Source organism: Thauera sp. K11 (genome assembly GCF_002354895.1).
Taxonomy (GTDB): domain Bacteria; phylum Pseudomonadota; class Gammaproteobacteria; order Burkholderiales; family Rhodocyclaceae; genus Thauera; species Thauera sinica.
Genome location: NZ_CP023439.1, coordinates 3,330,905 through 3,355,122, shown reverse-complemented (window position 1 = coordinate 3,355,122; position 24,218 = coordinate 3,330,905). Strand labels below are relative to the sequence as shown.

The 24,218-nt window shown below is 69.3% G+C and carries 19 protein-coding genes; 12 read left to right on the top strand and 7 right to left on the bottom strand.

What is annotated here, in order from left to right; all coding sequences use genetic code 11:
• Positions 1-14: 14 nt before the first annotated feature.
• The 11 genes from CCZ27_RS14725 to CCZ27_RS14675 all read left to right on the top strand — a co-directional run bounded on the left by CCZ27_RS14725 (position 15) and on the right by CCZ27_RS14675 (position 12,978).
• Positions 15-833 (top strand): ABC transporter ATP-binding protein, encoded by an 819-nt coding sequence (locus tag CCZ27_RS14725; RefSeq protein WP_443081511.1) that lies wholly within the window; start codon positions 15-17, stop codon positions 831-833.
• A 35-nt stretch (positions 834-868) separates the two neighbouring features.
• Positions 869-1,465, top strand: a complete 597-nt coding sequence (locus CCZ27_RS14720; protein WP_096449359.1) for a hemerythrin domain-containing protein — start codon at positions 869-871, stop codon at positions 1,463-1,465.
• 533 nt (positions 1,466-1,998) lie between these two features.
• Positions 1,999-2,859 (top strand): alpha/beta fold hydrolase, encoded by an 861-nt coding sequence (locus CCZ27_RS14715; protein WP_198363128.1) that lies wholly within the window; start codon positions 1,999-2,001, stop codon positions 2,857-2,859.
• 383 nt (positions 2,860-3,242) lie between these two features.
• Positions 3,243-5,231, top strand: a complete 1,989-nt coding sequence (locus CCZ27_RS14710; protein ID WP_096449355.1) for an AMP-dependent synthetase/ligase — start codon at positions 3,243-3,245, stop codon at positions 5,229-5,231.
• 23 nt (positions 5,232-5,254) lie between these two features.
• Positions 5,255-6,082, top strand: coding sequence for an ABC transporter ATP-binding protein (locus CCZ27_RS14705; protein ID WP_096452614.1), 828 nt, complete (start codon positions 5,255-5,257; stop codon positions 6,080-6,082).
• Between the two features lie 15 nt (positions 6,083-6,097).
• Positions 6,098-7,027, top strand: a complete 930-nt coding sequence (locus tag CCZ27_RS14700) for a branched-chain amino acid ABC transporter permease (protein WP_096449353.1) — start codon at positions 6,098-6,100, stop codon at positions 7,025-7,027.
• 18 nt (positions 7,028-7,045) lie between these two features.
• Positions 7,046-8,110 (top strand): branched-chain amino acid ABC transporter permease, encoded by a 1,065-nt coding sequence (locus CCZ27_RS14695; protein WP_096449351.1) that lies wholly within the window; start codon positions 7,046-7,048, stop codon positions 8,108-8,110.
• Between the two features lie 91 nt (positions 8,111-8,201).
• Positions 8,202-9,518: an ABC transporter substrate-binding protein gene (locus CCZ27_RS14690; RefSeq protein WP_096449349.1), complete on the top strand. Its 1,317-nt coding sequence runs from the start codon at positions 8,202-8,204 to the stop codon at positions 9,516-9,518.
• An 87-nt stretch (positions 9,519-9,605) separates the two neighbouring features.
• Positions 9,606-10,415: an ABC transporter ATP-binding protein gene (locus CCZ27_RS14685; RefSeq protein WP_096449347.1), complete on the top strand. Its 810-nt coding sequence runs from the start codon at positions 9,606-9,608 to the stop codon at positions 10,413-10,415.
• 43 nt (positions 10,416-10,458) lie between these two features.
• A complete protein-coding gene (locus CCZ27_RS14680) occupies positions 10,459-11,703 on the top strand; it encodes a phenylacetate--CoA ligase family protein (protein ID WP_096449345.1) in 1,245 nt (414 codons plus the stop codon).
• Between the two features lie 90 nt (positions 11,704-11,793).
• The gene (locus CCZ27_RS14675) at positions 11,794-12,978 is read left to right on the top strand and encodes a CaiB/BaiF CoA transferase family protein (protein WP_096449343.1); all 1,185 of its coding nucleotides are present in this window, start codon (positions 11,794-11,796) and stop codon (positions 12,976-12,978) included.
• A gap of 6 nt (positions 12,979-12,984) precedes the next feature.
• Here the strand turns inward: CCZ27_RS14675 and CCZ27_RS14670 are convergent, their stop codons facing one another.
• The 3 genes from CCZ27_RS14670 to CCZ27_RS14660 all read right to left on the bottom strand — a co-directional run bounded on the left by CCZ27_RS14670 (position 12,985) and on the right by CCZ27_RS14660 (position 16,378).
• Positions 12,985-13,401 carry a PhaM family polyhydroxyalkanoate granule multifunctional regulatory protein gene (locus tag CCZ27_RS14670; protein ID WP_096449341.1) on the bottom strand — a complete coding sequence of 139 codons (417 nt, stop codon included), beginning with the start codon at positions 13,399-13,401 and terminating at the stop codon, positions 12,985-12,987.
• Positions 13,402-13,505: 104 nt separating this feature from the next.
• Positions 13,506-15,434, bottom strand: a complete 1,929-nt coding sequence (locus CCZ27_RS14665; protein ID WP_096449339.1) for a hybrid sensor histidine kinase/response regulator — start codon at positions 15,432-15,434, stop codon at positions 13,506-13,508.
• Positions 15,431-16,378, bottom strand: coding sequence for an ABC transporter substrate-binding protein (locus CCZ27_RS14660; RefSeq protein ID WP_096449337.1), 948 nt, complete (start codon positions 16,376-16,378; stop codon positions 15,431-15,433). The genes CCZ27_RS14665 and CCZ27_RS14660 overlap by 4 nt, the downstream gene beginning before the upstream one ends.
• Before the next feature lie 236 nt (positions 16,379-16,614).
• On the opposite strand from CCZ27_RS14660, the gene CCZ27_RS14655 reads away from it, so the two are divergent.
• Entirely contained in the window at positions 16,615-17,247 is a 633-nt protein-coding gene (locus tag CCZ27_RS14655) for a response regulator transcription factor (RefSeq protein ID WP_385961626.1), read from the top strand.
• 81 nt (positions 17,248-17,328) lie between these two features.
• On the opposite strand, the gene CCZ27_RS14650 is transcribed toward CCZ27_RS14655, so the two are convergent.
• From CCZ27_RS14650 to CCZ27_RS14635, 4 genes are all read right to left on the bottom strand, one after another.
• On the bottom strand, positions 17,329-18,036 hold the full coding sequence (locus CCZ27_RS14650) for a P-loop NTPase family protein (protein ID WP_096449335.1): 708 nt from the start codon (positions 18,034-18,036) through the stop codon (positions 17,329-17,331).
• Positions 18,037-18,134: 98 nt separating this feature from the next.
• Entirely contained in the window at positions 18,135-18,887 is a 753-nt protein-coding gene (locus tag CCZ27_RS14645) for a class I SAM-dependent methyltransferase (RefSeq protein WP_096449333.1), read from the bottom strand.
• A gap of 163 nt (positions 18,888-19,050) precedes the next feature.
• On the bottom strand, positions 19,051-22,605 hold the full coding sequence (locus CCZ27_RS14640; protein ID WP_096449331.1) for an indolepyruvate ferredoxin oxidoreductase family protein: 3,555 nt from the start codon (positions 22,603-22,605) through the stop codon (positions 19,051-19,053).
• Between the two features lie 184 nt (positions 22,606-22,789).
• Positions 22,790-24,196, bottom strand: a complete 1,407-nt coding sequence (locus tag CCZ27_RS14635; RefSeq protein ID WP_096449329.1) for an FAD-binding oxidoreductase — start codon at positions 24,194-24,196, stop codon at positions 22,790-22,792.
• Positions 24,197-24,218 lie beyond the last annotated feature (22 nt).

The following is a 24,218-nucleotide window of genomic DNA, read 5'->3' as shown; positions in this document are numbered from 1 at the left end:
GGAGGGGACAGGAGATGACGATGCAGACGCAGGCCCAGACCCAGACCCAGGCCCATCCCCCGCCCACCCCGTCGAACGCCGGCGCGACGTCCCCGGTGCTCGAAGTAAAAGGGCTGTGCGTGTCGTACGGCAAGGTGGAAGCGCTCACGAACGCGACGCTGACGGTGGGCGAAGGTCAGATCGTGACGGTGATCGGCCCCAACGGGGCGGGCAAGACGACGATGCTGTCGGCGATCATGGGGGTGCTCGAGGCGAAGGGCGAGGTGTGCTTCGACGGCACGGTCGAAGCGGTGCCCGAGGTGGAGCGCCGGGTGGCGCGCGGCATGAACCTGGTGCCGGAGAAGCGCGAACTGTTCGGCGAGATGAGCGTCGAGGACAACCTGGTGCTGGGCGCCTTCCAGCGCTACCGCAGCGGGCACCGCGACCACGGGCAGACGATGGAGGAGGTGTACGGGCTGTTCCCGCGGCTGAAGGAGCGGCGCACGCAACTGGCGGGCACGCTGTCGGGCGGGGAGCGGCAGATGCTGGCGGTGGGCCGTGCGCTGATGGCCCGGCCGAAGCTGCTGATGCTGGACGAACCGAGCCTGGGGCTGGCGCCGCTGATCGTGCGGGAGATCTTCCGCATCATCGCGGAGCTGAGGCGCCGTGGGGTGTCGATCCTGCTGGTGGAGCAGAACGCGCGGGCGGCGCTGCAGGTGGCCGACTACGCGTACGTGCTGGAGACGGGGCAGGTGGCGATGCAGGGCCCGGCGCACCAGCTGGCGGACGACCCGCGGGTGATCGAGGCGTACCTGGGGCTGGGGGGCAAGCACCAGGCGATGCTCAGTACCTGAGCGGATCGAAGACACACGGAAGGAGGACGAGGCCAATGGAAGCGATGCGCATCCTGATGGACGAACACCAGTCGCTGGCGGCGATCATCCACGCGATCCGGCATCTGATCGGAGAGATCGGGGCCGGGCGGCTGGAAGCGGACCAGGGCCTGCTGGCGGCGATGGTGCATTACCTGGACGCCTACCCGGAGAAGCGCCACCACCCGAAGGAGGACCGGTACCTGTTCGGTCCGCTGAAGGCGAAGACGGGAGAGGGGGCGGCGGCGCTCGAGCGGCTCGCGCGCGAGCACGGCGAGGCGGAGGCGCGGATCAAGGGGCTGGAGGCGGCGCTGGGGCGTTACCGGGCGGGGGAGCCCGGGGGCTTCGAGGGCTTCGCGCAGGCGTTCGAGGGGTACGCGGCGTTCTACCGGGAGCACATGCTGCTGGAGGAGCGCGAGGTGCTGCCGCTGGTGATCGCGCACTTCACGGAAGCGGACTGGGCGGCGGCGGAGGCGGGGTTCCTGGCGGACGATCCGCTGCGGGGCACGCGCACGGGCGAGGGGGAGGAGGACTTCGGGCGGATCTTCTCGAAGCTGGTGGCCGCGGCGCCGGCGCCCATCGGGCTGGGGGCCGGGCCGTACAAGGAGCAATGAGGGGAGGATCGGCGCCAGGACGGCAACGGAACAGATGCGGCCGGCGGCCCGGGCACCGGTACGGGACGCCTTCGTACGATGTGACCACATCAATCGCACGAGGGCCTTTCAGGCGCCTGGATCACGCAATGCGGCAGGTCTGGTGGCGGGGGAGGCGTGGAGCGGGCGAGGACTGTCCGAGCCCCGAGCGCAGCGAGGGCGAGTTCCGCAGCCCGCGGAACGCCTCCCCCGCCACCAGACCGGATCAGAAGAGACGGACCGCGCAGGCGGAGACCGACCAGCCCGGATTCGAGAGACCGACCAGCCCGGATTCGAGAGACGGACCAGCCCGGATCCGGGAGACGGACGGCGCAAATGGAGACTGTCCGGGCACCGGACAAAGCAAGCGAGCTTGCACAGCCCGGCGCACCGAATCCTCCGGCAACCCGGATGGATTCGGGAGGCATACGGAGCAGGCGGAGGATGAGCGGCACGCCGCGGGCCGCGAAGTGATTGACTGAACAGCAGGACGACCCAACGAAGGAGAGATGACGATGACTGCAACCCTGACCGAAGCCGCGACCAGCCGCTTCATGCGCATCAGCGAAGGCGATATCGACGCGCAGATCCACTACAACGACGCCGGCGAAGGCGCGGAGACGGTGGTGATGCTGCACGGCTCCGGCCCCGGCGCCAGCGGCTGGGCCAATTTCCACCGCAACGTCGATGCCTTCGTGGCGGCGGGCTACCGCGTGGTGCTGATGGACTGCCTGGGCTGGAGCAAGAGCGATCCGGTGGTGTGCACCGGGTCGCGCTCCGATCTGAATGCACGCACGCTGAAGGGCCTGCTCGACGGCCTGAAGCTCGACAAGGTGCACATCGTCGGCAACTCGATGGGCGGTCACAGCGCGGTGGCCTTCGCGCTCGCCAACCCGGCGCGCGTCGGCAAGCTGGTGCTGATGGGCGGCGGCACCGGCGGACCGAGCCAGTTCGTGCCGATGCCGACCGAGGGCATCAAGCTGCTGCAGGGCCTGTATCGCGAGCCGACGATCGAGAACCTGAAGAAGATGATGAACGTGTTCGTGTTCGACGCCAGCAGCCTCACCGAGGAACTGTTCCAGGCCCGCCTGGACAACATGCTGGCGCGGCGCGACCACCTCGACAACTTCGTCAAGAGCCTCGCCGCCAATCCGAAGCAGTTCCCCGACCAGGGGCCGCGCCTGGGCGAGATCCCGGTACCGGCGCTGGTCATCTGGGGCCGCGACGACCGCTTCGTGCCGCTCGACACCGGCCTGCGCCTGGTGTGGGGCATGCAGAACGCCGAGATGCACATCTTCAACCGCTGCGGCCACTGGGCGCAGTGGGAGCATGCGGACAAGTTCAACCGCATGGTGCTGGACTTCCTGGCGCACTGAGCCGAGTTCGCCGGGCGCTGCGATCCGCGCCCGGCGGCGGCGAGCAGAAGTACGGGAGGCGGCCGGCCGCCCCCCGTGCCGCCCGGCCGGCCTGCGACCCCTTCCAAAGTCCTTTCGCCGCCCGTCCCGTTTCCATCCATCCAGTCCCGCCTCATCCCGGATCCATCGGGCTTCTCCGCCGGGACTCATCGCCTCTCCCCTCGGGAAACCGGCAACTGCACAATTCAGTACATTTCAAAAACAGTTGCGCAAACATGCCTTGCGAGACTGCAGCCTGACAACGTTCCCGATGCGCCTGCGGGCGCTGCGCTCCCAAGCCCGGATACAAGAAAAACGGGCGGGGCGGCGGAACGGCGGTGACGAACCGGAGGAGGAGAAGGGGCATGTCCGACATCCACGGGCAGGGCGCGGCCAGCGCAGGGCCGGAAGGGCCGCTCGACACGTTTCCGCGGCTGCTGATGCATCACGCCAGGGTACGGCCGCAACGGCCGGCGATGCGCGAGAAGGAATACGGCATCTGGCAGACCTACGACTGGGCGCAGGTCGCCGAGAACGTGCGGGCCATCGCCTGCGGGCTGGCGCAACTGGGCTTCAAGCGCGGCGACCGGCTGGCCGTCGTCGGCGACAACCGGCCGCGACTGTACTGGTCGGTGGCGGCCTGCCAGTGCCTGGGCGGCATCCCGGTGATGATGTACCAGGACGCGGTGGCGCAGGAAATGGTCTATGTGCTGCAGGACGCAGAGATCAAGTTCGCCGTGGTGGAGGACCAGGAGCAAGTCGACAAGATGCTCGAGATCGCCGCTGAGGCGCCGCTGCTCGAGCATGTGATCTACGACGATCCGCGCGGCATGCGGCACTACACCCAGCCCCTGCTGATGGGGCTGGACGAGTTGCAGGAGATGGGCCGCATCCACGACCGCAACCAGTCCGACTTCCTCGACCGCGAGATCGCCAAGGGCGCGGGCGACGACATCTCGGTGATGCTCTACACCTCGGGCACCACCGGCAAGCCCAAGGGGGTGTGCCAGACGCACGGCGCCTTCATCGCCGCCGCCACCGGGGCGATGCAGTTCGACAGGCTGACCGAGCGCGAGGACATCCTGTCCTACCTGCCGATGGCCTGGGTGGGCGACCACCTGTTCTCGTTCGCGCAGGCGATGGTCGCCGGCTTCACGATCAACTGCCCGGAGTCCGCCGAGACGGTGATGATCGACCTGCGCGAGATCGGCCCCACCTACTACTTCGCGCCGCCGCGCGTGTTCGAGAACCTGCTGACCCAGGTGATGATCCGCATGGAGGACGCCGGCGCGCTCAAGCGCAGGATCTTCCACCACTTCATGGAGGTCGCCCGCCGCTGCGGCGCGGACCTGCTCGACGGCAGGCCGGTGGCGGCCGGCGACCGCTTCCAGTACTGGCTGGGCCGGCTGCTGGTGTATGGGCCGCTGAAGAACGTGCTGGGCATGAGCCGCATCCGCGTGGCCTACACCGCCGGTGCGGCGATCGGTCCCGACCTGTTCCGCTTCTACCGCTCGATCGGCATCAACCTGAAGCAGCTCTATGGTCAGACCGAGACCTGCGCCTACGTGTGCCTGCAGCCCGACGGCGAGATCAAGCTGGATTCGGTCGGCAAGCCGGCGCCCTTCGTCGAGGTCAGGCTGGCCGACAACGGCGAGATCCTGGTCAAGGGGCCGATGCTGCTGAAGGCTTACTACAAGCGCCCGGATGCCACCGCCGAGTCGATCAACGCCGACGGCTACTTCATGACCGGGGACGCCGGCTTCTTCGACGAGGACGGCCACCTGAAGATCATCGACCGCGCCAAGGACGTCGGCAAGCTGGCCGACGGCTCGATGTTCGCGCCCAACTACATCGAGAACAAGCTGAAGTTCTTTCAGCACGTCAAGGAGGCGGTGACCTTCGGCACGGGCCGCGATTTCGTCACCGCCTTCATCAACATCGACCTCGAGGCGGTGGGCAACTGGGCCGAGCGCCGCGGCCTGCCCTATGCCGGCTATACCGACCTGGCCGCGCAGCCGGCGGTGTACGAACTGATCCGCGACTGCGTCGAGAAGGTCAATGCCGACCTGGCTCCGGACCCGAAGATGGGCGGCTCGCAGGTCCGCCGCTTCCTGATCCTGCACAAGGAACTGGACGCCGACGACGGCGAACTGACGCGCACGCGCAAGGTGCGGCGCAACTTCATCGCCGAGAAGTACACGGTGCTGATCGATGCGCTGTTCGAAGGCCGCGGCAGCCAGTACATCGAGACCCAGGTGACCTATGAGGACGGCCGCACCGGCAAGGTCGCCGCCGACCTGCGCATCGAGGAAGCGAAGACGTTTCCGGTCCAGGCCGCGCGCAAGGCGGCATGACGGGCGGCGCGAGGAGGAAAGACATGATGATGGACGACATGGCCGCGGCGGCCGAGGCGCCGGCGGTCGGCGGGCGCCGCATCGGCGACGTGATCCTGGACCTGCAGAACATCTCGCTGCGCTTCGGCGGCGTGAAGGCGCTCACCGACATCAGCTTCAACGTGCGCGAGCACGAGATCCGCTCGATCATCGGCCCCAACGGCGCCGGCAAGAGTTCGATGCTCAACGTGATCAACGGCGTGTATTACCCGCAGGAGGGACGCATCCTGTTCCGCGGCGAGGAGCGCAAGAAGATGGAGCCGCATATGGCGGCCACCCAGGGCATCGCGCGCACCTTCCAGAACATCGCGCTGTTCAAGGGCATGAGCGTGCTCGACAACATCATGACCGGGCGCAACCTCAAGATGAAGTGCAACCTGCTGCAGATGGCGTTGTACTGGGGCGCGGTGCAGAAGGAGGAGATCGCCCATCGCGGGAAGGTGGAGGAGATCATCGACTTCCTCGAGATCCAGAGCGTGCGCAAGACGCCGGTGGGCCAGTTGCCCTACGGCCTGCAGAAGCGCGTGGAGCTGGGGCGCGCGCTGGCGGCCGAGCCTTCGCTGCTGCTGCTCGACGAGCCCATGGCCGGCATGAACGTGGAGGAAAAGCAGGACATGTGCCGCTTCATCCTCGACGTGAACGACCAGTTCGGCACCACGATCGTGCTGATCGAGCACGACATGGGCGTGGTGATGGATATCTCCGACCGCGTCGTGGTGCTTGACTACGGCAAGAAGATCGGCGACGGCGCGCCCGACGAGGTGCGCAACAACGAAGAAGTCATCCGTGCCTACCTGGGCACGTCGCACTGAGCGGGGGAGCGAGACATGGGCTTTTTTCTGGAAACCCTGTTCGGCGGGCTGATGGCGGGGATGCTGTATTCGCTGATCGCGCTTGGTTTCGTGCTGATCTACAAGGCGTCGGGGGTGTTCAACTTCGCCCAGGGGGCGATGGTGCTGTTCGCCGCGCTGGCGATGGCGCGCTTTGCCGAGTGGATTCCGAAGTGGCTGGGCTTCGACAGCCTGATCCTCGCCAACGTGCTGGCCTTCGCCGCGGCGATGGCGCTGATGGTGGTGCTGGCCTGGGTGATCGAGCGCCTGTGCCTGTCCAGGCTGGTGAACCAGGAGGGCATCACGCTGCTGATGGCGACGCTGGGCATCAGCTACTTCCTCGACGGCCTGGGCCAGACGATGTTCGGCAACGACATCTACAGCATCAACGTCGGCATGCCCAAGGACCCGGCGATGATCCTCGAGAGCACGTTCGAGGGCGGCCTGCTGCTGAGCAAGGAAGATCTGGTCGCGGCGATCATCGCCGCCGCCCTGGTCGCGCTGCTGGCGCTGTTCTTCCAGAAGACCGCGACCGGCCGCGCGCTGCGCGCGGTGGCGGACGACCACCAGGCGGCGCAGTCGATCGGCATCCCGCTCAACCGCATCTGGGTCATCGTCTGGTCGGTGGCGGGTTTTGCCGCGCTGGTGGCCGGCATCATCTGGGGCTCCAAGCTGGGCGTGCAGTTCTCGCTGTCGCTGGTGGCGCTCAAGGCGCTGCCGGTGGTGATCCTCGGCGGCCTGACGTCGGTGCCGGGGGCCATCCTCGGCGGGCTCATCATCGGCGTCGGCGAGAAGCTGTCGGAGATCTACCTCGGCCCCTTCTTCGGCGGCGGCATCGAGATCTGGTTCGCCTACGTGCTGGCGCTCGCCTTCCTGCTGGTGCGCCCGCAAGGGCTGTTCGGCGAAAAGATCATCGACCGCGTCTGACCCAACAGGAGACCCTTCATGCTCTACAGGGAAAACGGCCAGTTCAAGACCAGCTACGCGGCCGACCAGCAGATATTCCCGATCCTGCAGGACCGCGTCGCCATCGGCGTGCTGCTCGCCATCGCCTTCGTCGTGGTGCCGATGTTCGGGTCGGACTACCTCTTCCGCGCGATCCTGATCCCCTTCCTGATCCTCGCGCTCGCCGCGCTCGGCCTCAACATCCTGGTCGGCTACTGCGGCCAGATCTCGCTCGGCACCGGCGCGTTCATGGCGGTCGGGGCCTATGCGGCGTACAACTTCCTGGTGCGCATCGACGGCATGCCGCTGATCGCCGCCATGCTGCTGGGCGGGCTGTGCGCGACGGTGATCGGCGTGCTGTTCGGCATTCCGTCCCTGCGCATCAAGGGCCTCTACCTGGCGGTGGCGACGCTTGCCGCGCAGTTCTTCACCGACTGGGCATTCCTGCGCATCGGCTGGTTCACCAACAACTCCACCTCCGGTTCGGTCAGCGTGGCCGGGCTCAACGTGTTCGGCCTGCCGATCGAGTCGGCGGTGGCCAAGTACCTGTTCTGCCTGGCGGTGGTGTGCGTGTTCGCGCTCGGGGCGAAGAACCTGGTGCGCAGCGCGATCGGCCGCCAGTGGATGGCGATCCGCGACATGGACGTGGCCGCGGCGGTGATCGGCATCCGGCCGATGTACGCCAAGCTGACGGCGTTCGCGGTGAGTTCGTTCATCGTCGGCGTGGCCGGCGTGCTGTGGGCCTTCGTCCATCTCGGCGCGTGGGAGCCGGCGGCGTTCAGCATCGACCGCTCCTTCCAGTTGCTGTTCATGGTCATCATCGGCGGCCTGGGCTCGATCATGGGCGCCTTCTTCGGCGCGGCCTTCATCATCGTCCTGCCCATCCTGCTCGACCAGGTGCCGCAGTGGTTCGGCATTCCGCTCTCCACCGCGACGACCTCGCACCTGGTGCACATGATCTTCGGCGCGCTGATCGTGTTCTTCCTGATCGTGGAACCGCACGGGCTGGCCAGGCTGTGGAGCATCGGCAAGCAGAAACTGCGGCTGTGGCCGTTTCCGCACTGATCCGGCGCGAAAGGCGGCGCAGGTGCGATCGGGGTGCAAGACGTACGGCACGCGTGAGTTGCCATCGACCAATGACACGAGAGGAGACACCATGAAGTCCAGACCTTTTGCCCTTGCCGCGGCGCTGGCGGCCGCCGGCCTGGCGGCGCCCGCCGCCGCGCAGCAGGCGAACGAACAGTTCTTCCCGCTGCTGGTGTACCGCACCGGCGCCTACGCGCCCAACGGAACGCCCTGGGCCAACGGCAAGCAGGACTACGTCAAGTACATCAACGCCACCGGCGGTATCAACGGCGTCAAGATCGCATGGGAGGAATGCGAGACGGGCTATGCCACCGACAAGGGCGTGGAGTGCTACGAGCGCCTGAAGGGCAAGAAGTCCTCGCTGATCGACCCGCAGGCCACCGGCATCACCTTCGCGCTGACCGACAAGGCGCCGGTCGACAAGATTCCGCTGATCACGCTGGGCTACGGCCTGGCGGCGTCGCAGGACGGCGGCGTGTTCAAGTGGAACTTCCCGCTGATGGGCAGCTACTGGACGGCGGCCGATGCGCTGATCCAGCACCTGGGCAAGAAGGAAGGCGGGCTGGACAAGCTCAAGGGCAAGAAGATCGCGCTGGTGTACCACGACTCGCCGTTCGGCAAGGAGCCGATCCCGCTGCTGCAGAAGCGGGCCCAGATGCACGGCTTCGAACTGGTGCTGCTGCCGGTGACCGCGCCGGGCGTGGAGCAGAAGGCGACCTGGCTGCAGGTGCGCCAGCAGCGCCCGGACTACACGCTGCTGTGGGGCTGGGGCGTGATGAACTCGACCGCGCTGAAGGAGGCGGTCGCCACCGGCTATCCGCGCGAGAAGCTGTTCGGCGTGTGGTGGTCGGGGGCCGAGCCGGACGTGAAGGACGTCGGCGCCAACGCCAAGGGCTACAGCGCGCTGGCGCTGAATCCGCACGGCACCGACTCGGCGCTGATCAAGGACATCCTGAAGAAGGTGCATGACGCCGGCAACGGCGCCGGCCCGCGCGACGAGGTCGGCTCGGTGCTCTACATGCGCGGCCTCCTGATCCAGATGTTCGCCACCGAGGCGGTGCGGACCGCGCAGGCCAAGTTCGGCGCGGGCAAGGTCATGACCGGCGAGCAGGTGCGCTGGGGCCTGGAGAACCTGAACATCGACGACAAGCGCATCGGCGAGCTGGGCCTGGCCGGCCTGATCCGCCCGCTGAAGACGACCTGCACCGACCACATGGGGTCGACCGCGGTGCGCCTCCACACCTGGGACGGCAGCCAGTGGAAGATGCAGGCCGACTGGTACGAGGCCGACAAGGCGGTGATCGACCCGATGGTGAAGGAAGCGGCGGACCGCTACGCGACGGAGAAGCAGATCAAGCGCCGCGACCCGAGCGACTGCAACGCCTGACCGAGGCCGCGCCGCGCCCGCGTTGCCGGGCGCGGCGCAGTTCCGCACACGAAGCGGCCCGCAGGGCCGGACCGACCGGATGAAGCGATGAACCCAGCCAATCTCCTTCTCGACGTGAATGGCATCGAGGTGATCTACAACCATGTGGCGCTGGTGCTCAAGGGCGTCTCGCTGCAGGTCCCGGAGGGCCGCATCGTGGCCATCCTCGGCGGCAACGGCGCCGGCAAGACCACCACGCTGCGGGCGATCTCCAACCTGCTCAAGGGCGAGCGCGGCGAGGTCACCAAGGGGCGGATCGAGCTGGAAGGCGAGCGCATCGAGGCGCTGTCGCCGTCCGAACTCGTGCGCCGCGGCGTGGTGCAGGTCATGGAAGGGCGGCACTGTTTCGCCCATCTGACGATCGAGGAAAACCTGCTCGCCGGCGCCTACACCCGCAAGGACAAGGGCGAGATCGCGGCCAACCTCGACAAGGTCTATGCCTACTTCCCGCGCCTGAAGACCCGCCGCACCAGCCAGGCGGCCTATACCTCGGGCGGCGAGCAGCAGATGTGCGCGATCGGCCGCGCGCTGATGTCCAGTCCGCGCATGGTGCTGCTGGACGAGCCGTCGATGGGGCTGGCGCCGCAGATCGTCGAAGAGGTGTTCGAGATCGTCAAGGATCTGAACGTGAAGGAAAAGGTGAGCTTCCTGCTCGCCGAGCAGAACACCATGGTGGCGCTGCGCTATTCCGATTTCGGCTACATCGTCGAGAACGGCCGCATCGTCATGGAGGGCGAGGCCAGGGATCTCGCCTCCAACGAGGATGTGAAGGAGTTCTACCTCGGCCTGTCGGGCGAGGGGCGCAAGAGTTTCCGCGACGTGAAGCACTACCGCCGGCGCAAGCGCTGGCTGAGCTGAGCCGGCGTTCCTTTACCTGCCGACCTTTCCGACGGATGCCGCCATGAGTCCTTCAGAGTTCTTCGATGCCAGGGAAACCCGTGCCCCAGCCGAACGCGAGCGCGATCTGCTCGCCCGTCTGCCGGCGCACATCGCGCATGCCCGCGAACGTACGCGAGGCTTCGCGGCCTTGCTCGCCGACGTCGATCCGGCCAGGGTGACGACGCGCGAGGCGCTCGCGGCGCTGCCGGTGATACGCAAGTCCGAACTGCTGGAAAGGCAGAAGGCGGCGCGGCCCTTCGGCGGCTTTGCCGCGGTGGCCTGGGGTTCCGCCTGCCGCCGCGTGTTCGCGTCGCCGGGCCCGCTCTACGAGCCCGAGGGCGCGCGGCCCGACTACTACCGGTTGGCGCGGGCGCTGCATGCGGCGGGTTTTCGTGCCGGCGACCTGGTGCACAACACGTTTTCCTACCACTTCACGCCTGCCGGCTCGATGATGGAGACGGCCGCGCATGCGCTGGGCTGCACGGTGTTTCCGGCCGGCGTCGGCCAGACCGAGCAGCAACTGGCGGCCATCGCCGACCTGCGGCCGAACGCCTACGTCGGCACGCCGTCCTTCCTGCGCATCCTGCTCGACAAGGCGGACGAGGTGGGCGTGAAGCCGGCCTTCACCAAGGCTTTCGTCTCCGGCGAAGCCTTCCCCGCCGCGCTGCGCGAGGACTTCGCCGCGCGCGGCATCGATGCCTTCCAGGCTTACGCGACGGCCGACATCGGCCTCATCGCCTACGAGACCGCGGCGCGCGACGGACTCGTGGTCGACGAGGACGTCCTGCTCGAGATCGTGCGCCCGGGCACGGGCGAGCCGGTCGCGCCGGGCGAGGTGGGCGAAGTCGTCGTCACCACCTTCAACCCCGACTACCCGCTGATCCGCTTCGGCACCGGCGACCTGTCCGCGCTGCTGCCCGGCGCCTCGCCCTGCGGCCGCACCAACCTGCGCATCCGCGGCTGGATGGGGCGTGCCGACCAGACGACCAAGGTGAAGGGCATGTTCGTCCATCCCGGGCAGATCGCCCAGGTGGCGCACCGCCACCCGGAGTTGCTGCGCGTGCGGCTGGTGGTGGACAATCCCGGCCTCAACGACCGCATGACGCTGATGTGCGAGACGGACGGCGGCGGCAGCGAGGCGCTGGCCGAGGCGGTCGCCGCCAGCATCCGCGAGGTCACCAAGCTGCGCGGCGAGGTGGCCTTCGTGCCCGCCGGTTCGCTCGCCAACGACGGCAAGGTCATCGACGACCTGCGCAAATTCGACTGAGCGGTTCGGGCCGCGGGTGCCGGGCGAGCGCTTCGTCCCGGCGGCCGCGGCCCTCCCTTTTTCCGCCCGGGCATTGGACACCGACCTGCCATGACACCTTCCCCCACCCGGCCGGCCCCGCTGCAGGGCCTGCGCATCCTCGACCTCACGCGCCTGCTGCCGGGGCCGCTCGCGACCCAGCATCTGGCCGACTACGGCGCCGAGGTGATCAAGGTGGAGGACACCGGCGCCGGCGACTACGCGCGCACCATGGGGGCGATGGGTGGCGACACCAGCTACTTCTACCAGGTGGTCAACCGCAACAAGAAGAGCCTGCGGCTGGACCTGAAGCACCCCGAGGGCAAGGCGCTGTTCCTGCGCCTGGCCAAGGATGCCGACGCGCTGGTCGAGGGCTTTCGCCCCGGCGTGATGGACAAGCTCGGCCTCGGCTACGAGGCGCTGGCGGCCGTCAATCCCCGTCTGGTGTATTGCAGCATCACCGGCTATGGCCAGACCGGGCCCTATGCGCAGCGCGCGGGACATGACATCAACTACATCGGCTACGCCGGCGTGCTCGACCAGATCGGCACCGCCGGCGGCGCCCCCGCGCTATCCAACCTGCAGATCGGCGACCTGCTCGGCGGCACGATGGCGGCGGTGATGGGCATCCTGGTCGCGCTGCTGGATGCGCGCGCCGGCGGGCGGGGCCGGCATGTGGACGTGGCTATGACCGACGCCGCGCTGGCGCACGCGATCTTCCCGCTGGTCGAAGTGCTCGCCCGCGGCGGCGTGCGGCCGCGCGGCGAGGATCTGCTGACCGGCGGCGTGCCGTGCTACGGCGTCTATGAGACGGCCGACGGCCGCCACATGGCGGTGGGTTCGCTGGAAGAGAAGTTCTGGCATCTCGCCTGCGACACGCTGGGACGGCCCGACCTGAAGCCGGCCCACCTGGCGACCGGCGGGGAGGGCGCGCGGGCGCGCGCCGAGATGGCGGCGATCTTCCGCTCGCGCACGCAGGCGCAATGGGTGGCAGCGTTCGACGGCGTGGATTGCTGCGTGACCCCGGTGCTGCGCCTGGAGGAGGCGATGGAGAATCCGCAGATCCGCGCCCGCGGCATGGTGCAGGAGGTGGCGGGAGTGCGCCGGTTCGGTCCGCCGGTGCGCATGTCGGGCCTGGAGGCGCCACCGCCGACGGCGGCACCGGCCCGGGCGGGCACGGATGGCGATGCCATCCTGCGGGCGCTCGGGCTGGACGATGCGGACATCGCCCGCCTGCGCGCCGCAGGCGTGGTCTGAGGCGGCTTACTTCTCGGTCGCGGGCCTGCGCCGCACTGCACTGCGCTGCGCCGCCTTCGCCTCGCTCTCGGCGGCGGGGTGCGGCGCCGGCTGCCCGCCCATCAGGTTCCAGGGCCACATCGCCGCGGCGGCGGCGAAGGGGTTGGAGGCGCTGCCGGCGGCTTCGCTTTCCTGGGCATGCTGGCTCATCGCCTTGACCGCCGCCAGCGCGGCGCGCTGCATCTCGAGCCCCTGGGTGGTCATCTGCATCATGTTGAGATTCATCTTCAGCCAGCCCTCGACCGCCTTCATGTCGGCGATGCGCTTGTCCAGCTCATCCACGTCCAGTGTCGGCGTCACCATGCCCGGCAGCGAAAACCCCATGCTCTGCCACATCCCGCGCACGAACTCGAGCGGGTCCTGAGCGTTCTGGTCCTGAGACATTCGAGTGCTCCCGGCTGGTGTCGATGAAACATCATACCCGATGCCCGCTGGCCGGATCACGTTGCGGGGCAGCATGTCCGGGCGCGGCGCAGGCCCCGCCGCGCTCAGTCCGCCGCGTTCAGCAGGCGGTGGATGAGGGCGCGCAGGCGTGCCGGACGCACCGGCTTGTGCAGCAGCACGATGCCGGCCTGCTGCGCGCTGGCCAGCGTCTCGGGGCCGGTGTCGCCGCTCAGCAGGATGGCGGGCAGCGACGGCAGGTGGTCGGGGCTGCGCAGCAGGCGGATCAGGTCGATCCCGTTGAGTTCGCCGCGCAGGCGGAAGTCGCTGATCAGCAGCGCCGGATGCCAGTCGCCCGGCGCCAGGGCGGCGAGCAGATCGTCGGGCGTCTCGGTGGCAAGCACCTCGCAGCCCCAGGATTCGAGCAGGCTCTGGGTCCCGAAGCGGGCGAGGGGGTCGTCGTCGAGCAGGGCGATGCGCATGCCGCTCAGGTCGCCGGGAGGGCGCTCCTCGCCGTGGATCTCGGGTGCGGCGCCGGCCTGTGCGAGCGGGGCCTCGATGGCGAAGACCGAACCCGCTCCCGGCGCGGAACGCAGTTCCAGCCCGTGGCCGAGGAGGTCTGCAAGGCGGCGGACGATGGCCAGGCCGAGACCCAGCCCCTTGTCGCGGGAGCGCTCGGCGTTGTCGAGCTGCACGAACTCCTGAAAGATGATGTCCTGCGCGTCCGGAGGAATGCCGACGCCGCTGTCGCGCACCTCGATGCGCAGCCGCTCGCCGCGCCGCCGGCATGCGATGAGGATGGTGCCGCGCGGGGTGTAGCGGATGGCGTTGCTGACGAGGTTGGCGAGGATGCGCTCCAGCAGCAGCGGGTCGCTGTACACCCACGATGCGCAGGGCCGCAGGATGAGGCGCAGGCCGCGATCCACCGCCGCGGGGCGCTGGCTGGTGACGAGGCGCTCGAGCAGGGGCTGCACGCAGAAGGGCTGCGGCATGGGGGCGAGGACGCCGGCATCGAGCCGCGAAATGTCGAGCAGGCTGTCGAGGAGGTTCTCCATCGCCTCCGCCGAGGCGGCGATGTGCTGCACCAGGCCGCGGGCGCGCGGCTCGAGCGGCTGCTGGCTCAGTTCGGCGATGAAGAGGCCGAGGGCGTGCATCGGCTGGCGCAGGTCGTGGCTCGCCGCCGCCAGGAAGCGGGACTTGGCGAGGTTGGCGTGCTCCGCTTCTTCCTTGCGGGTACGCAGTTCTAGGGTGGCCTCGTCGATCTTGCGCGCCATGTCCTGGTGGGCTTCCGAGAGGCGTTCGGCCATCTCGTTGATGCCCTCTGCCAGCTTGCGCAGGCTGCCGCCGCCGGTGGGCGGGACGCGCTCGTGCAGCCGGCCCTGGCCGAGGCGCAGGGCGGTGTCCGCCACGCGCCGGATCGGCCCGCTCACGCCGCGGCTCATGTAGCCGGCCAGCAACAGGCTGCCGAACAGGACGAACACGACGGAAACGATGCCCGTCCACAGCAGTTCGCCGCGGCGGCGCTGCAGACGGTCGAGCGACAGTTCCACCGTCACGATGCCCAGCGAGTCGGCCCCGGAGGCCGTGCCGCTGCGCAGTGCGCTGGTACTCAGGCCGTCGTCCAGTTGCAGTTTGGTGGCCCGGATGGGTTCGACCAGGCGCAGCGTGCGCCCGTGCCTGACCGTCAGCGGCTGGAGCTGGCGGACGGTGGTAAGCGTCGGCAGTTGCCCGTCGATCTTGCCGATGTGCACCAGCGTGTCGCCGTCGCGGCCCACGATCCGCACGCCGACGATGTCTTCCTCGCCCATGACGGTGGCGGCGAGTTGCTGCAGCGCCTCGCGGTCGCCGGAGAACACCGAGTATTCGCTGGCCGCCGCCAACTGGCGGGTGAAGGCGCGGCCGCGGTCGGTGAGCGCCTGGTCGAGATCGGTGATGCGCAGCGAGGTGTACAGGGCGGTCATGAGCGCGGCCAGCACCAGCATCGGCAGGACTGCGGCGAACATCACGCGGGCGCGGATACCCCAGTTGGCAATCATGGCTGGGCACGCTCGCGGCGCTGCAGTTCGGCGGTGAGTTCGTGCGCGGGCTTCATCGCGATGCCCAGCGAACGGGCGACGTTGAGGTTGATGCCGACTTCGAACTGTGCCGGCGCCGCCGGCGCCGGCAGCCGCTCGCCGCGCAGCACCCTGGCGGCCACGCCGCCGGCCTGGGCGCCGATCTGCGCTGGCGTCGAATACAGGCCCAGCAGTGCGCCGGCGCGCACGTAGGCGGCGGAAAAGCCCAGCACCGGCGAACGGTTGCGGTAGGCGGTGAGCAGCACGTTCTGCACGGTGTAGCTGTTGAAGATGCGCGGGTCCGGGACCGCGACGAGCACCGCCGGTTCGGCCAGTACCTGCTGCAGGGCCGGATACAGGTCGTCGTCGGCCTCGACCGAGGTGGCACGGACCAGCAGGTGCCTGGCGGTGGCGGCGTCGCGCAGGCGGCTCGCGATGCCGTCGCTGGCGCTGCCGGAAATCAGCGCCACGCGGGGCCAGTCCGGAAGGGCGAGGCGCAGCAGGGCGATCTGGCGCTCGGCGGGCTGGTCGAGAAAGATGGCGGAGCTGGGCGCACCGGCCTGGGGGCGCGGCAGGCGCTCGAACGCACTTGCCGGCAGCAGGGTGTGCAGCACCGGGCGGGCCGGGCCCAGTTCGGCGACCCGCTGCGCGGCCTGGGTGCCGACGGTGACGATCAGGCGCCGATTCGCCAGGTCGCCCGCCGCCACGCTGTCGCCGGCCAGCACCTCGACGTTCGCGCCCGGTTCGGCGGCGGACAGGGCTGCGCGGAGGGCCTGCAGCGTTTCCTGGTAAGGCGCCTCGTGCGAGCTGGTGACCACCGCGACACGCAGCTCGGACGTGGCGTTGTCGGCGTGGGCGGCCATGCCGTGGGAGACACACGGCAGGATGCACCACAGCAGCAGGAGGAGCAGGCGGCGAAAGGACATCGGGCGGAGGTGGTTTGCGGGCGACCCGGGCACGCCGCTCTTGCCGCGCGTACCGGCCGTCCGTCGGGCGGCGCGTCGCGAGGGGCGGACCCGGGTGATCCGCTCATGCAGACGGGATCGGCCCCGTGGATCGACAGACGGATTCTCCCTGCTTTCGGTGCGGGCCGGTAGGGGGAACGGTCACGCGTGCATGCTATGCTTCACGCATCGAAGCCGCTGCGGGGGAGGCAGCCTCGGTGGATGACGTCCTGAAGATTCTCGTCGTGGAAGACCACGCCCTGGTCCGGGAGGCCATGGCGCAGACGCTTGCCCGCCTCGACGCGAACATCGTCTGCGTCGAGGCGAGCAATGCCGGCGCCGCGCTGCGCATGCTGGAAGAAGGTGGGCTCGATCTGGCCATCGTCGATCTGATGCTGCCCGACATGAACGGTTTCGCCCTGCTGGGCGTGCTGGCCAAGCGCTTTCCCGACGTGCCGGCGATCGTGGTGTCGGCCATGGACGACGGAGCCTCGGTGCGGCGGGCGATCAAGGGCGGGGCGTCGGGCTTCGTGTCGAAGACGAGTTCCGGCGAGGAGATGCTGCGCGCGGTGCGGATCGTCCTCGGCGGCGGCGTCCATGTGCCCGATTCGCCGGCACCGGCCACCGGGCGGCGTCCGGGCGGAGGCAGCAAACGTTTCGTCCTCACCGCAGCGCAGGGCCGCGTCATGGAACTGCTCGCCCTGGGCAAGACCAATCGCGAGATCGCCGATGCGCTCGGCCTGTCCGAGGGCACGGTGAAGGTGCACATGTCGGCGATCTTCCGCGCGCTCGGCGTGTCGAGCCGGGCGCAGGCGCTGGTGGTCATCTCGCGCAACGGCAACCGCCTGTAGGCTGATTCGCACGCCGGGCCGGACGCGGTCCGCCGGAGCCCTGCAGCGCGCCGCCGGTTCCGTTGCCGGGCGGCGTTCCGGTCAGTGCGGGCGCCGGGCCGTCGAGGCAAAGCGCATCGGCATCTCGGCCGGAGACAGGCGTTCGATTTCTTCCACCTCGTCGGCGTCGATCACCGGTTCGGCGAAATCCACTTCCAGCACCTCCAGCACCTGTCGCGCGATCGCCCGGCAGGCGTTGGCGAGCGGCGTGGGCAGTTGTTCGGGCACCTGCCTTTGCAGCAGCAGCTTGGAAGAGGACAGGGCGCCCACCGGCCGGAGGATGCGATGGCGATGCGCGCCCATCAACTGGGCCACGGTGCGGTCCGCCGCATCGCGCTGCCAGGGGTTGCCCGGCCATTGCGACGGCACGGCGTAGGCGCGCGGAAACATCTCGAGGTCGCGGATCACCGTGCGGATGTCTTCGTGGGACTCGCGGAAGGGCAGCAGCACGATGTCGGACAGCGCGTAGAGCTTGCGGTCCATCTCGGTGCGGTTGCCGCCGCCGTCGATGATGCCGATCCAGTCGTCGAGCGTGCGCAGTTTGTCCACCACTTTGGTGAGGGCGTCGCGCGTGCGGGCGTCGGCAGTGATGTAGCGGCGCCCCGCCGGTTGCAGCGGTTCGCGCGACGTGTCGGTCAGCACGCAGGCGGCGCGCTGCCCCAGCAGGCCCAGGCCCTGGCACAGCATGTGCGATAGGGTGGTCTTGCCGGTGCCGCCCTTGTTGCCGATCACGCAGATGATCTCAGCCATGAACTTCCCTTCGTCAACACGCGGCCGATCCGCCGCATGGTGGGATTATCGGCATCCGCCCCCCGGTTCATGAGGCGAAATAACGCCGATTCGCGCCGTCATTTCGGTGCACGCGGCGCCGGAATGCGCCAGGCCAGCAGGCGGGTGGCGCGACGGTCGGCGACCTCGACGACGAAATCCGGCTTGCGGCCGGGGATGTCGAAGGTGTTGCTGACGAGCAGGCTGCCGGGGCGCATCTCCGCAACCGCCTTCCGCCATACCGCCTCCATCGGTACCGGAGACAGGAAGGCATACACCAGATCGTAGTCGGCCCAGGGCTCGGAAAAAAGGTCGGTGCGCCGCCATTCGACCTGCGGCTGCCGTGCGAGCAGCAGTTTGCCCGCCAGCCACGGCCCGGGCGCCAGCTCGACGCCGCAAAAGCGGCAGTCGGGCCGCAACGCGGCGAGCCGGCGCAGCAGCGAGCCGGTGCCGCCGCCGATGTCGAGCATGCGGGCGGGCGATTCCGGCAGCAGCCCGGCGAGGGCTTCGGCCGTGGGCCGGTTGCTGAGGTAGAGCGGGACCTGGGTGCGAAAGCTCGTCCAGTAGATCAGCAGCAGGCCGACGAAGGCCGCGAGATACCAGCCCGGCGCGAGGTTCAGCGTTCGCGCCGCGACGGCCAGCGGGGTGAAGGCGAGGTGGATCGGCAGCCACCAGCGTGCGCTGCGCAAGGCGGCTGCGGCGGCGACGGCGCACAGCGCCTGCGCGGCGACGAGCGGCCACAAGCCGGCGGGGAGCGCCCCGCTGCGCACCAGCGCGAAGGCGGCGATCCAGCCGGCGATCTGCGCGGCCAGGGCTTTGAGGGCAGGGGGCATCGAACGGCGATCCTGGCGGAATGGCCGCGATCATAGCGCCGCAGGCGGCATCGTGCAGCGAGTGCTCCTGCGCCGCGGCCGGTGGCGGGCGGCGGTTCCGTGCCCGGATGATCGGAGCCGCCGCCTCTTCCGCATCCGGTACGCGCCGTCCGCCCATCGCGCCTCACGCGGCGCTGCGGATCTTCGCCCTCTGAACGTCGTGCAGGCGCCAGGCGGCGAGCAGGCGCTCGCGCCTTTGCGCCGCCGCTTGCATGCTGTGCGCCTTGACGTGGCCGTAGCCGCGGATCTCTTCCGGCAGGCGGGCGATCTCGACCGCGTCGCCGAGGCGGTCCCAGCTCAGCGTTTCGAGCAGCTCGGCCACGTCGTTCTCGTACTGCGCGATCAGCGCGCGCTCGGCACGGCGCTCGGCGGTATGGCCGAACACGTCCCAGCGCGTGCCGCGCAGCCCCTTCATGCGGGCGAGCAGCCGGAAGATCCGCATCATGCCGGGGCCGAAGCTGCGCTTGGCGATGCGTCCGGTGTTCGGGTCCGGCCGGGCGACGAGCGGGGCCGCGAGGTGGAAGCGGACCTCGAAATCGCCGTCGAAGGTCGTGTGCACGCGCTCCCAGAACGCCGGATCAACGTACAGGCGCGCCACTTCGTACTCGTCCTTGTAGGCGAGCAGCTTGAAGTAGTTGTGCGCCACCGCCTCGGCGAGCCTGGTGCCGCCGCCGGCCTTTCCGGCTTCGGCGTCGCGCACGCGCTCGACCAGCCTGCGGTAGCGCTCCGCATAGGCCGCGTCCTGGTAGTCGGTGAGCACCGCGACGCGGCGGGCGACGATCTCTTCGAGCGTTGTCGCCGGCGCGGGTGCCGCCGCGGCCGGCCGGGCACAGCGCTCGACGGCCTCCAGGTCGTGCGCGGCGCGCCGGCCCCAGAGGAAGGCGCGCTTGTTCATGTCTACCGCGGTGGCGTTGAGTTCGATCGCCTGCATCAGCGCGGCGTGCGACACCGGGACCATGCCCCGCTGCCAGGCATGGCCGAGCAGGAAGAGGTTGGTCGCGATCGCGTCGCCCATCAGCGCGGCGGCGAGCGACTGGGCGTCGAGGAACTGCGCGTCGTCACCGGTCGCATCGCGGATCGCCGCCTGCATGCGTTCGAGCGGGAACTGCCAGTCCGGGTCGCGGGCGAAGGCCGAGGTCGGCGTCTCGGCGATGTTGACCACCGCGTGCGTGCGGCTTGCCGACATCTTCGCCAGGGCCTCGACGCTGGCGGTGACGACCGCGTCGCCGCCGATCACCGCGTCGGCCTCGCCGGCGGCGATGCGCACCGCGTGCAGATCTTCCGGCCGGTCGGCGATGCGGACGTGGCTATAGACCGAACCGCCCTTCTGCGCCAGTCCGGTCATGTCGAGCACGGTGACGCCCTTGCCGTCGAGGTGGGCGGCCATGCCGACCAGCGCGCCGATGGTCACCACCCCGGTGCCGCCGACGCCGGTCACGAGCAGCCCGAAAGGCTTGGCGGTGGAAGGAATCTCCGGTTCGGGCAGGCCGGCGAAGGCGGCCTCGTCGGCCTGCAGCGCCTGCCCCTTGCGCAGGCGGCCGCCCTCGATGGTGATGAAGCTCGGGCAGAAGCCGTTGAGGCAGGAGTAGTCCTTGTTGCACGACGACTGGTCGATCTGCCGCTTGCGTCCGAATTCGGTTTCCACCGGCAGGATGGACATGCAGTTCGACTTCACGCCGCAGTCGCCGCAGCCCTCGCACACCGCCTCGTTGATGAACACGCGCCGCGCCGGGTCGGGGAAGGTGCCACGCTTGCGCCGGCGCCGCTTCTCGGCTGCGCAGGTCTGATCGTAGATCAGCGCGGTGACGCCGCCCGATTCGCGCAGCTCGCGCTGGATGACGTCGAGTTCGTCGCGATGGCGGATCGGCACGTGCGGCAGGTCGGCCGGACCATAGGCGCGCGCGGTGCCGTCGGTGACGACGACGATGTTCTGCACGCCCTCGGCAAGCAACTGATGCACGATCTGCGGCACCGACAGGGCGCCGTCGACCGGCTGACCGCCGGTCATCGCCACCGCGTCGTTGTAGAGGATCTTGTAAGTGATGTTCACCTTCGCCGCCACCGCCTGGCGGATGGCGAGCAGGCCGGAGTGGAAGTAGGTGCCGTCGCCGAGGTTGGCGAAGATGTGCTTCTCGCCGGTGAAGGGCGCCTGGCCGACCCACGGCACACCTTCGCCGCCCATCTGCGTGAAGGTGCCGGTGCGGCGCTCCGGCATCCAGGTGACCATGTAGTGGCAGCCGATGCCGGCCAGCGCGCGGCTGCCCTCGGGCACGTGGGTGGATGTGTTGTGCGGACAGCCGGAACAGAACGTGGGCACGCGGTCGATGGCGAAGTTGCGCGCCGCCAGCGTGCGCTCCTTGGCCTCGAGGAAGGCCAGCCGCGAGCGGATGTGCTCCGAGGTGAAGAAGCGCTCGATGCGCGAGGCGACCGCGCGCGCGATCATCGCCGGCGTCAATTCCCCGGCGGCCGGCAGCAGCCAGTCGCCATGGTCGATGGTGCCGTCGGGCCGCACGACGTGGGCCCACTCGCCCTTCTCGTCGAACTTGCCGATGACCCGCGGGCGCACGTCCTCGCGCCAATTGTAGAGTTCCTCCTTGAGCTGGTATTCGATCAACTGGCGCTTTTCCTCGATGACCAGGATCTCGTCCAGCCCTGCGGCGAAGGCGCGCACGCCGTCGGCCTCGAGCGGCCATACCATGCCCACCTTGTACAGCCGGATGCCGATCTGGGCGGCCAGCGCCTCGTCGATGCCGAGATCGTCGAAAGCCTGGCGCACGTCCAGGTAGCTCTTGCCCGAGGTGATGATGCCCAGCCGCGGCGCCGGCGAGTCGATGACCAGGCGGTTGAGCCCGTTGGCACGGCAGTAGGCGAGTGCCGCGTACAGCTTGTAGTGCAGCAGGCGCTTTTCCTGCACCAGCGGCGGATCCGGCCAGCGGATGTTGAGGCCGTCGGCCGGCAGCGCGAAATCACCGGGGATGACGACCTGCACGCGATGCGGATCGACGTCGACCGAGGCCGAGGTCTCCACCGTGTCGGCCAGCGCCTTGAATGCCACCCAGCAGCCGGAATACCGCGACAGCGCGTAGCCGTGCACGCCGAAGTCGATGTATTCCTGCACGCCGGCCGGCGCCAGCACCGGCATCATCATCGACTTGAAGAAATGGTCGGTCTGGTGTGGCAGCGTGGAAGACTTGGCCGCATGGTCGTCGCCGGCGATCACCAGCACCCCGCCGTGTTTCGAACTGCCCGCCGCGTTGCCGTGGCGGAACACGTCGCCGCAGCGGTCCACGCCCGGCCCCTTGCCATACCACAGCGCGAACACGCCGTCGTATTTCGCCTGCGGCGACAGACTCACCTGCTGGCTGCCCCACACCGCGGTGGCCGCCAGATCCTCGTTGATGCCGGGCTGGAAGACGATGCTGGCGTGCTGCAGGTGCGCCTTCGCTTTCCACAGCGTCTGGTCCAGGCCGCCCAGCGGCGAGCCGCGGTAGCCGGACACGAAGCCGGCGGTATCGAGGCCCGCCGCCTCGTCGCGCGCCTTCTGGATCAGCAGCAGGCGCACCAGCGCCTGGTAGCCGGTGAGATAGACCCGCCCCGACGCGAGGGAGTACTTGTCGTCGAGGCTCGGTACGTGCGGGCCGGATGCCGTCGCATCGGGCCTGGGATCGCCTTCCGCCATTTCGCCGCCTCCTGGGAATCGTGTCTTTGGCGTGCTGCGCATGCGGCTGCCGGGGCCGGCCTCGTGGGCGGGCGGGGCAGCGGTCGAGCAGGCTCAGCCTGGCATCCCGGCCGGACCGGCTCAATCCTTGGATACCCTGATCGGCAGAAGGTTTGCGGGGAAGGGGCGGAGGAAGGGCAAGGGTTCAGGCCGGCGGCAGCACCTTGCCGGGGTTGAACAGGTCGTGGGGGTCGAGCGCCTGCTTGATCAGCCGCATGGTATCGACCGCCTCGCGGCCGTGCTCGCGCAGCAGGAAGTCCTGCTTGCCGATGCCGATCCCGTGTTCGCCGGTGCAGGTGCCGCCCAGCGCGAGCGCGCGCTCGACGATGCGCCGGTTGAGGTCTTCGGCGTGGGCGATCTCCGCCGGGTCGTCCGGATCGACCAGGATCACGCAATGGAAGTTGCCGTCGCCGACGTGGCCGACGATGGGCGCGATCAGGCCGCTGGCGTCGATGTCGGCGCGGACCCCGTCGACGCATTCGGCCAGGCGCGAGATCGGCACGCACACGTCGGTCGAGATGCCGCGGCTGCCCGGCCGCAGGTTGAGGCTCGCGAACAGCACGTCGTGGCGCGCCGCCCACAACCGGCTGCGGTCCTCGGGGCGGCTCGCCCATTCGAAATCGAGCCCGCCGTGGTCGCGCGCGATCTCCTGCACGGTGCGCGCCTGCTCCTCGACGCCGGCCGGCGAGCCGTGGAACTCGAAGAACAGCATCGGCGACTCGCGCAGCGTGGTCTTGCTGTAGCGGTTGATCGCCTTCACCGTCAGGGCGTCGAGCAGTTCGATGCGCGCCACCGGCACTCCGAGCTGTATGGTCTGGATCACCGTGTTGACCGCATCGACGATGTCGGGGAAGGCGCACACCGCGCCGGAGATCGCCTCGGGCACGGGATGCAGGCGCACGGTGAGTTCGGTGATGATGCCCAGCGTGCCCTCCGAGCCGACCAGCAGGCGGGTCAGGTCGTAGCCGGAAGCGGACTTGCGTGCGCGTCCCCCGGTGCGGATCGTGCGCCCGTCGGCGAGCACCGCGGTGAGGGCGAGCACGTTCTCGCGCATGGTGCCGTAGCGCACGGCGTTGGTCCCCGAGGCGCGCGTCGAGGCCATGCCGCCGAGGCTCGCATCCGCCCCGGGGTCGATGGGGAAGAACAGCCCGCTGCCGTGCAGCGCGGCGTTGAGCTGCTTGCGGGTGACGCCCGGCTGCACGACCGCGTCCATGTCCTCGGCGTGGATGGACAGCACCTGGTTCATTTCGCCGAGGTCGATGGTGAGGCCGCCCCGTACCGCCAGGATGTGGCCCTCGAGCGAGCTTCCCGCGCCGTACGGGATGATCGGAACCCGATGCGCCCTGCAGGTATCGACGACGAACACCACGTCGTCGGCGCCGTGCGCGAACACCACCGCATCCGGCAGGGCGTCCGGAAAGTGCGACTCGTCATGGCCATGGTGGGCGCGTACCGCCTGCGCAAGGCTGAAGCGCGGGCCGAAGCGCTCGCTCATGGCGTCGACGAAGGCTGGGGGCAGCGGGGGACGGCCGGGTTCCGAGGGGGTGTGCATGTCATTTTTCTCCGGAATGCGT

Bases quoted from the DNA above. Each gene is read 5' to 3' on its own strand.
- CCZ27_RS14690 (WP_096449349.1), top strand. From the start codon at position 8,202: ATGAAGTCCAGACCTTTTGCCCTTGCCGCGGCGCTGGCGGCCGCCGGC.
- CCZ27_RS14715 (WP_198363128.1), top strand. From the start codon at position 1,999: ATGACTGCAACCCTGACCGAAGCCGCGACCAGCCGCTTCATGCGCATC.
- CCZ27_RS14685 (WP_096449347.1), top strand. From the start codon at position 9,606: ATGAACCCAGCCAATCTCCTTCTCGACGTGAATGGCATCGAGGTGATC.
- CCZ27_RS14660 (WP_096449337.1), bottom strand. From the start codon at position 16,378: ATGTCCTTTCGCCGCCTGCTCCTCCTGCTGCTGTGGTGCATCCTGCCG.
- CCZ27_RS14650 (WP_096449335.1), bottom strand. From the start codon at position 18,036: ATGGCTGAGATCATCTGCGTGATCGGCAACAAGGGCGGCACCGGCAAG.
- CCZ27_RS14725 (WP_443081511.1), top strand. From the start codon at position 15: ATGACGATGCAGACGCAGGCCCAGACCCAGACCCAGGCCCATCCCCCG.
- CCZ27_RS14720 (WP_096449359.1), top strand. From the start codon at position 869: ATGGAAGCGATGCGCATCCTGATGGACGAACACCAGTCGCTGGCGGCG.
- CCZ27_RS14675 (WP_096449343.1), top strand. From the start codon at position 11,794: ATGACACCTTCCCCCACCCGGCCGGCCCCGCTGCAGGGCCTGCGCATC.
- CCZ27_RS14645 (WP_096449333.1), bottom strand. From the start codon at position 18,887: ATGCCCCCTGCCCTCAAAGCCCTGGCCGCGCAGATCGCCGGCTGGATC.
- CCZ27_RS14635 (WP_096449329.1), bottom strand. From the start codon at position 24,196: ATGCACACCCCCTCGGAACCCGGCCGTCCCCCGCTGCCCCCAGCCTTC.
- CCZ27_RS14695 (WP_096449351.1), top strand. From the start codon at position 7,046: ATGCTCTACAGGGAAAACGGCCAGTTCAAGACCAGCTACGCGGCCGAC.
- CCZ27_RS14700 (WP_096449353.1), top strand. From the start codon at position 6,098: ATGGGCTTTTTTCTGGAAACCCTGTTCGGCGGGCTGATGGCGGGGATG.
- CCZ27_RS14640 (WP_096449331.1), bottom strand. From the start codon at position 22,605: ATGGCGGAAGGCGATCCCAGGCCCGATGCGACGGCATCCGGCCCGCAC.
- CCZ27_RS14710 (WP_096449355.1), top strand. From the start codon at position 3,243: ATGTCCGACATCCACGGGCAGGGCGCGGCCAGCGCAGGGCCGGAAGGG.
- CCZ27_RS14665 (WP_096449339.1), bottom strand. From the start codon at position 15,434: ATGATTGCCAACTGGGGTATCCGCGCCCGCGTGATGTTCGCCGCAGTC.
- CCZ27_RS14670 (WP_096449341.1), bottom strand. From the start codon at position 13,401: ATGTCTCAGGACCAGAACGCTCAGGACCCGCTCGAGTTCGTGCGCGGG.
- CCZ27_RS14680 (WP_096449345.1), top strand. From the start codon at position 10,459: ATGAGTCCTTCAGAGTTCTTCGATGCCAGGGAAACCCGTGCCCCAGCC.
- CCZ27_RS14705 (WP_096452614.1), top strand. From the start codon at position 5,255: ATGATGATGGACGACATGGCCGCGGCGGCCGAGGCGCCGGCGGTCGGC.